This window comes from Neisseria sp. P0021.S005 (genome assembly GCF_051956955.1).
Genome location: NZ_JBQCWY010000144.1, coordinates 1 through 6,488, shown reverse-complemented (window position 1 = coordinate 6,488; position 6,488 = coordinate 1). Strand labels below are relative to the sequence as shown.

Annotated in this window: 6 protein-coding genes; all 6 read left to right on the top strand. The window is 39.5% G+C overall.

The window, feature by feature from the left end; genetic code table 11:
- Positions 1 to 639 (top strand): prolyl aminopeptidase (pip, locus tag ACTHUE_RS09310; protein ID WP_440423336.1); only part of this gene is annotated, 639 nt, incomplete at its 5' end.
- A 120-nt stretch (positions 640 to 759) separates the two neighbouring features.
- On the top strand, positions 760 to 3,048 hold the full coding sequence (locus ACTHUE_RS09305) for a CRISPR-associated helicase/endonuclease Cas3 (protein WP_070695383.1): 2,289 nt from the start codon (positions 760 to 762) through the stop codon (positions 3,046 to 3,048).
- A 79-nt stretch (positions 3,049 to 3,127) separates the two neighbouring features.
- A complete protein-coding gene (locus ACTHUE_RS09300; protein ID WP_070625752.1) occupies positions 3,128 to 4,156 on the top strand; it encodes a nucleoid-associated protein in 1,029 nt (342 codons plus the stop codon).
- Between the two features lies 1 nt (position 4,157).
- Entirely contained in the window at positions 4,158 to 5,096 is a 939-nt protein-coding gene (gene gapS4a, locus ACTHUE_RS09295; RefSeq protein WP_070625750.1) for a GapS4a family protein, read from the top strand.
- A 3-nt stretch (positions 5,097 to 5,099) separates the two neighbouring features.
- Positions 5,100 to 6,233, top strand: a complete 1,134-nt coding sequence (gapS4b, locus tag ACTHUE_RS09290) for a GapS4b family protein (RefSeq protein ID WP_070695385.1) — start codon at positions 5,100 to 5,102, stop codon at positions 6,231 to 6,233.
- 160 nt (positions 6,234 to 6,393) lie between these two features.
- On the top strand, positions 6,394 to 6,488 hold a 95-nt coding region (cas5, locus tag ACTHUE_RS09285; protein ID WP_440423338.1), incomplete at its 3' end, for a CRISPR-associated protein Cas5.

The window sequence follows — 6,488 nt, the reverse complement described above, 5'->3', positions numbered from 1 at the left end:
ATTCAAAAATGGCTGGTTTTCGGCGGCTCATGGGGCAGCACCTTGTCGCTGACTTATGCCGAAACCCATCCCGATCGCGTCAGCGGCTTAGTTTTGCGCGGTATTTTCCTGTGCAGGCCGTCTGAAATGGCATGGTTGAACGAAGCAGGTGGCGTAAGCCAAATTTATCCGGCTCAATGGCAAAAATTCATTGCCCCCGTAGCCGAAAACAAACGCCAAGCCCTAATTAAAGCCTACCATGAAATGCTGTTCAGCGAAGATGAAGCTACGCGCCTCAAAGCAGCTAAATCATGGGCAGATTGGGAAAGCTACCTTATTCGGTTTGAACCTAAAGACGTAGATGAAGACCCGCAAGCCTCCCTTGCCATCGCAAGAATGGAAAACCATTACTTCGTGAACGAAGGTTGGTTGCAGGGCGATAAAGCTATCTTGGCAAACATCGACAAAATCCGCCATATCCCAACCATCATCGTCCAAGGCCGCTACGACCTATGCACCCCGATGCAAAGCGCGTGGGAACTCTCGCAAGCCTTCCCAGAAGCGGAATTGAGAATCGTCCAAGCAGGCCACTCTTCTTTTGATCCTTCGCTTTCCGAGGCTTTAGTGAAAGCAGTGGAGGATATTAGAAGTAAGTTATAAAGGTAATAAATGACAATGCCGTCTGAAAAAGTTTCAGACGGCATTTTTTCTATTTACATATTAAATTTAATATCATATTATCATTGCATGATATCAGTTTGAATTTTTTAGAATTTCAATATGAAACCCTTAATTTACTACGCCCATTCCGCGCAAGATAAACTCGGTAATCTCTTACCTTATGAACGTTGGCAAACCTTGCAAAGCCATTTGGTCAATGTTGGGGAAATAGCGGCGGAGTTTGCTCGGGTATTCGGGGCGCAGGAAATTGCCTACCAGACGGGACAGCTTCATGACTTAGGGAAATATTCGGAACCCTTTAATCACCGATTGCATGGTGGCCCATCAGTCGATCATGCTACTGCCGGAGCCAAAGTTGCCATCGAGCGTTGGGGAAATGTTATCGGCAAGCTGATGGCGTTTTGCATTGCGGGGCATCATGCCGGGCTGGCAAATGGAAATGGCGAAGGCGATAACCGCCGCACGTTAAAACAGCGTTTGGCGTTGCAGTTCGGCGCAGATATTCCCACCCTCGATAACCTATGGCAACAAGAAATCAAGCTCCCTCAAAACCTGTCCGCCCCACCACTCAAAGCCGATGCGCATCATCCTTTTTTCTCCTACGCCTTCTTTACCCGAATGCTCTATTCCTGTTTAGTGGATGCCGATTATCTCGATACCGAAGCCTTTTATTTAAACCTAGAAAACAACGCCGTCGAGCGCGGCGGTTATCCCGATTTAAACGCCTTACAACACAATTTCAATCAATTTATCAACGCTTTCCGACGACGTGTCGCCCAAGCTTCAGAGCAAACCGAAGCTGAAAAACGCAATGCCGCCTTAAACCGCCTGCGCAGCGAAATTCTCGATCATGCCGTAGAACAAGCGGCACAACCGCAAGGGCTGTTCACGCTCACCGTGCCGACCGGCGGCGGCAAAACTTTCACTTCCATGGCATTTGCGCTGGAATACGCCAAACGGCACGGTATGCGGCGCGTGATTTACGTCATCCCGTTCACCAGCATCATCGAACAAAATGCCGCTGAATTCCGCAAAGCCTTTGGCGAATTGGGCGAACAAGCCGTGTTGGAACACCACAGCACCTTCGACGATGGCAAACTGCAAAATGAGGCCACCAAAGACAAATTGCGACTTGCCTCGGAAAACTGGGACGCGCCGATTGTCGTGACCACTGCCGTGCAATTCTTTGAATCCCTCTTTGCCGACCGCTCCTCGCGCTGCCGCAAGCTGCACAACATCGCAGGCTCCGTCATCATCCTCGACGAAGCGCAAATGCTGCCGCTCAATCTGTTGCTGCCTATCATGCAAGCCATCAAAGAATTGGCGCAAAACTACCGCTGCAGCGTCGTCATGTGCACCGCCACCCAGCCAGCCGTGCAAGCCGAAAACGGCTTCTATCGCGGCTTTGAAAACGTGCGCGAAATAGCCCCAAAACCGACCGCACTTTTCGACAAACTGCGCCGCACCAGCGTGCAACACATTGGCACACAAACCGACGCCGACCTGCTCGCCAAACTTGGCGAACACCCGCAAATGCTCGTCATCGTCAATAACCGCCGCCACGCCCGCAGCCTCTACGACCAAGCCAAATACCTTGAGGGCACATTCCACCTGACTACCTTAATGTGCGCCAAACACCGTAGCCAAAAGCTCGATGAAATCCGAGGCCGTCTGAAAAACGGCAAACCCTGCCGCGTTATCGCCACCTCCTTAATCGAAGCCGGCGTTGATGTGGATTTTCCGCTGGTGATGCGCGCTGAGGCAGGCTTGGACAGCGTCGCCCAAGCCGCCGGACGCTGCAACCGCGAAGGCAAAAGGCCGTCTGAAAACAGTTTTGTCTGGATATTCGCGCCCGAAGAACAATGGAAAGCCCCTCCAGAACTTGCAGCCCAAGCAGCCGTCATGCGTCTGACCGCCGACAGCTTTTCAGACGATCTCTTATCTACCCAAGCCGTCGCCGCCTACTTCGCCGAGCTTTATCAATTAAAAGGCAGCGAACTGGACAATAAAAAAATCCTGAAAATGCACAACGATGCAGGGCAAAGCCTCGATTTCCCATTCCAAACCATCGCCGACAAGTTCCGCATGATCGAAAGCCATATGCAGCCGCTGATTATTCCGTTCGATGTTGATGCCGAAAACCTCATTAGCAGCCTGCACCACGCCGACCACATTGGCGGACTGCTACGCAAATTGCAACCCTACACCGTCCAAATCCCCGAAAAAGCCCTCGCCGCTTTGTATAAAGCGGGACGTATCGAACCGATTAACGAGAAAAACTTCGGCAAACAGTTTTATACGCTGATTGGACTTGATTTGTATGATGATGTGGCGGGGCTTTCTTGGGAGGATACAGCGTTTTTGAAGGGAGAGAGTTTGGTGTTTTGATTAACTTAACAGCTTTAGAAAAAAAATATTGCATTCTCCTAAAAGTAGGAAGATAATTGACTCGTAATGAAAATTACGAGTGATTGGTGGAGATAAGATAATGACTGAGAAATTTGATTTAAGTGAAGCAAAAGTTGAAAAAGTAATTGTTCATAAAATAGGGAATCAGTTCAGAGATGAAGGTATGCAGTTATCAGATGCTGAACTAGAAAGCCACTCAGCGTTAGATGAACTTTTATTAAAACATTTTCTTCTTCCTGTTTTAAGGAGTGAAAATGAATATACTCTAACTCATGAATCTAATATCAATCTTAATTTAGTTAAGCATTATACATCGCTGATATTTGAAGATAATGAAAATTTCTTTAATGCTTCTTTGGCTATAGCAAAACATTTATATATTTGCTCATCTCACCCAAATATTGGCGGAGGAGAATTTATTGAAATATTATTTACTGGAATAAAATATGCTGAACAATATATTCAGGCTATTGGCTTATTTAGAATTGAGACCAAAAACAGTTATTTAGATATTGAAAATCACAATGGAATCATTGAGATTATTAAACGAGATGGTATTGCTATCGATTCTATTCAAAAAGGCGCTGTAATTTTATCTATTGAAGATATTACTTTTATTATTGATAGCTTAGGAAAGAAAACCAAATATTGGTTAGAGTCATTTATAAAAGCAACTCCTAAAAATACTCCTAAAAAATATACACAAATAATCGGTGGCATTAGTGCTGCAATTTCCAAGAAAATTACGAATCCAGAAAATATTTTGAAATTTTCAGAATCTTTAGCAAATGAAGATTCATTCTCAATTAATCAGTTAAAAAAAATATCTAGTAATTTTCTTCGTGAAGAAGATATTAATTCTATTGTAGATGGATTTGGTATTAAACATGGGGTTGATTTAGATGTGGATTTTTCAGTTGATAAATCAAGACTATCAAAATATATCAAAGTAATATCAAAGAAAATTCCGTTATTAGATGGCATAGAAATTGTGATTTCAAATCCTAATACAAAAATTATGTCATTTGAAGTTCAAAAGACTGATTTTGGTTATAAAGCAATCGTTGATATTAAAGAAGGAAAATAATATGGCAGGTGAAATTTCAAAAAAATCTGGTGATATTGGTGAGAAGATTGCTGAAAAATTGTTAGAGAAAATAGGGTGGAAAGAACAAATTCATAATATTTCGATTGCATGCTCTGATGATAATCATGTAAATAGTTCAGGAAATCAAAAGAAAAGTCATGGAGAGGATATAATATATTTATATGATACTCCATTTCATGATGATACGACGGTTATAGCTCATATTTCTGTTAAACATAAAATGGAAGGATATGGAACTAGTGAGTCTGCTGTTACTAGCGAATTCAGGAGTCATATTAAAGGGCTTGAGGAAATTATTGCATGTGCAAAGTATGATGAAGAATTCAATTCATTGATTGGGCTGACTACCATCAAAAAGAATCGAAAAGATATTGGGATACTGATTTGGTTACATAGTAATAAAAATGAAATTGATCGAAGCATTTTGCCTATTATTGCAAAGTCTAGACCAGATTTAAAGGGCGATACCCCCTATTATATTATAGATAGCGCTAGAGCAAGCTTTCTTTTAAAAGTAATAAATGATTTAGAAAAACGATCTAATAAAGGAGAGTATCAATTTTATTATCCTAAGATCGGAACTTCTATTTCAGTTGAATCAGATAGAAAAGGTCATTTTTTACCTATAGAGTTAATTGTTTCAGATATTATACCAGTTATTGTTTCAGCAGATAGTCAAAATCAATTTTACTTATATAGTAGGGAAAGTTTCAGCGATATAGCGTATAAAAATCTTATGGCCTATGCTTTAAATTTTTCTGCTGGCTTAGTTGCAAAAATTTATATTGGATTTCCTGATTACAATTCGGTCATCAATAAAGATATGGCTAAAATGATTCGTTCTTTATTTAAAGATAGAAGAGAAGAGATCATTCCTTTTTCTTACAATAGTTCAATTTTAGATTTGCTTCAGGAGTAAACAATGGAAAATAAATTAGATCTAAAAGGTTTGATTCCATCTGGAAATGAATTACGAGTTCTTCTCAATAGCAAACATATTTCTGAAGGTGAAATAAATAATACCTTAAAAAATAAAGGTGTATTTTGTGGGAATGGTGATAAAATTTTTTCTGTTCCCCTTCTTGTCGCTACACTGTTAACATCAAATGAATACTCTAATATTATTGATAAATCAATTGCAAGAAATTTAAAGCCTAAAAGTAAAATTTCAAAATTAGAGTTGTCTAATGAAGATGCAAATTGGAAAGAACCTTTAAAAAATTTATTTTCTTCTGATTTTGATATTTTTCAAGATATTCCTAATATTGAAATAAATACTAAACCAAAACTTACATTTATTGGAGCTAATAAAGCTAAAATTCAATACGAGATAAAGAGAAAAGATTTTAGTAAAGATTTTTTGAATAGAGAGCTTGATTTTTCTGGAGAAATTATTATTGAAAAGCAAAATGATGGAATTAGCTTAGAATCTATTTATACTCATACATCTAGTGAGACCGAACTCATAAACCGTAGGCTTGGTATTGCGATCGCGAAAGAACTAAGACAATCAGGTGTTACTAACAGTGATGTAGAAGAGAGAATTACTTTTGATAGTTTTAAAGATATAGAAAGAGTTAAGTTTTTCAAAAGATTAACAGGTGGATTAGGAGAATATTTAAAATTAGATAATGTGAATGAAATAGTTATTAGTAGGGAAGGTTCGAAAACCCTACTACCTAATGATCCTAAAGTCTCTTGGATGAATAACACAGTTACATTAATGAAAATTGATGGAAATAGGCTACATGATATCTTTTTAATGTCAGATGAAATATATTATAAGTATTACTATATTCATAATATGCTTGTAACCTATAAGTATTCTGGTGCTTCAAACTCAGGAACCTTGAAAATATGTTTTTTCTTTAGTTCGTCGTCAAGAAAAAAATTATCATTTGATAAAGATGCTGAACTTACTTTTGTGATAGCAGGATCTAACTATGAAAATCAGCCAACTGCTTCGAGCAGAAAGAATATTGAAAATGATATATCAGAGAAAATTAGAACAATGATTAAAACTGAATATCAGAAGATATTAAGTGAAAGAACATAACTAAATTATAATCTTCTATTTTTTAACATTTAAATATGGTTTATCGAAAATAATTTATAGTATCGTATTCTTAAAATACGTGTATTGAAACTAAAGCTGATAGGTTATCAGTATTAAAAAAATCAGCCGCCTTCGGGCGGCTGTGTGTTAAGGAGTTTGTATGGCAAACCAAATCCGCCTACACATTTGGGGCGATTATGCCTGTTTTACCCGTCCGGAGATGAAGGTGGAGCGGGTGTCTTATGATGTCATCAC

What these genes read in the sequence shown, in the direction of transcription:
- gapS4b (WP_070695385.1), top strand. Translation starts at nt 5,100, where the DNA reads ATGGAAAATAAATTAGATCTAAAAGGTTTGATTCCATCTGGAAATGAA.
- gapS4a (WP_070625750.1), top strand. Translation starts at nt 4,158, where the DNA reads ATGGCAGGTGAAATTTCAAAAAAATCTGGTGATATTGGTGAGAAGATT.
- ACTHUE_RS09305 (WP_070695383.1), top strand. Translation starts at nt 760, where the DNA reads ATGAAACCCTTAATTTACTACGCCCATTCCGCGCAAGATAAACTCGGT.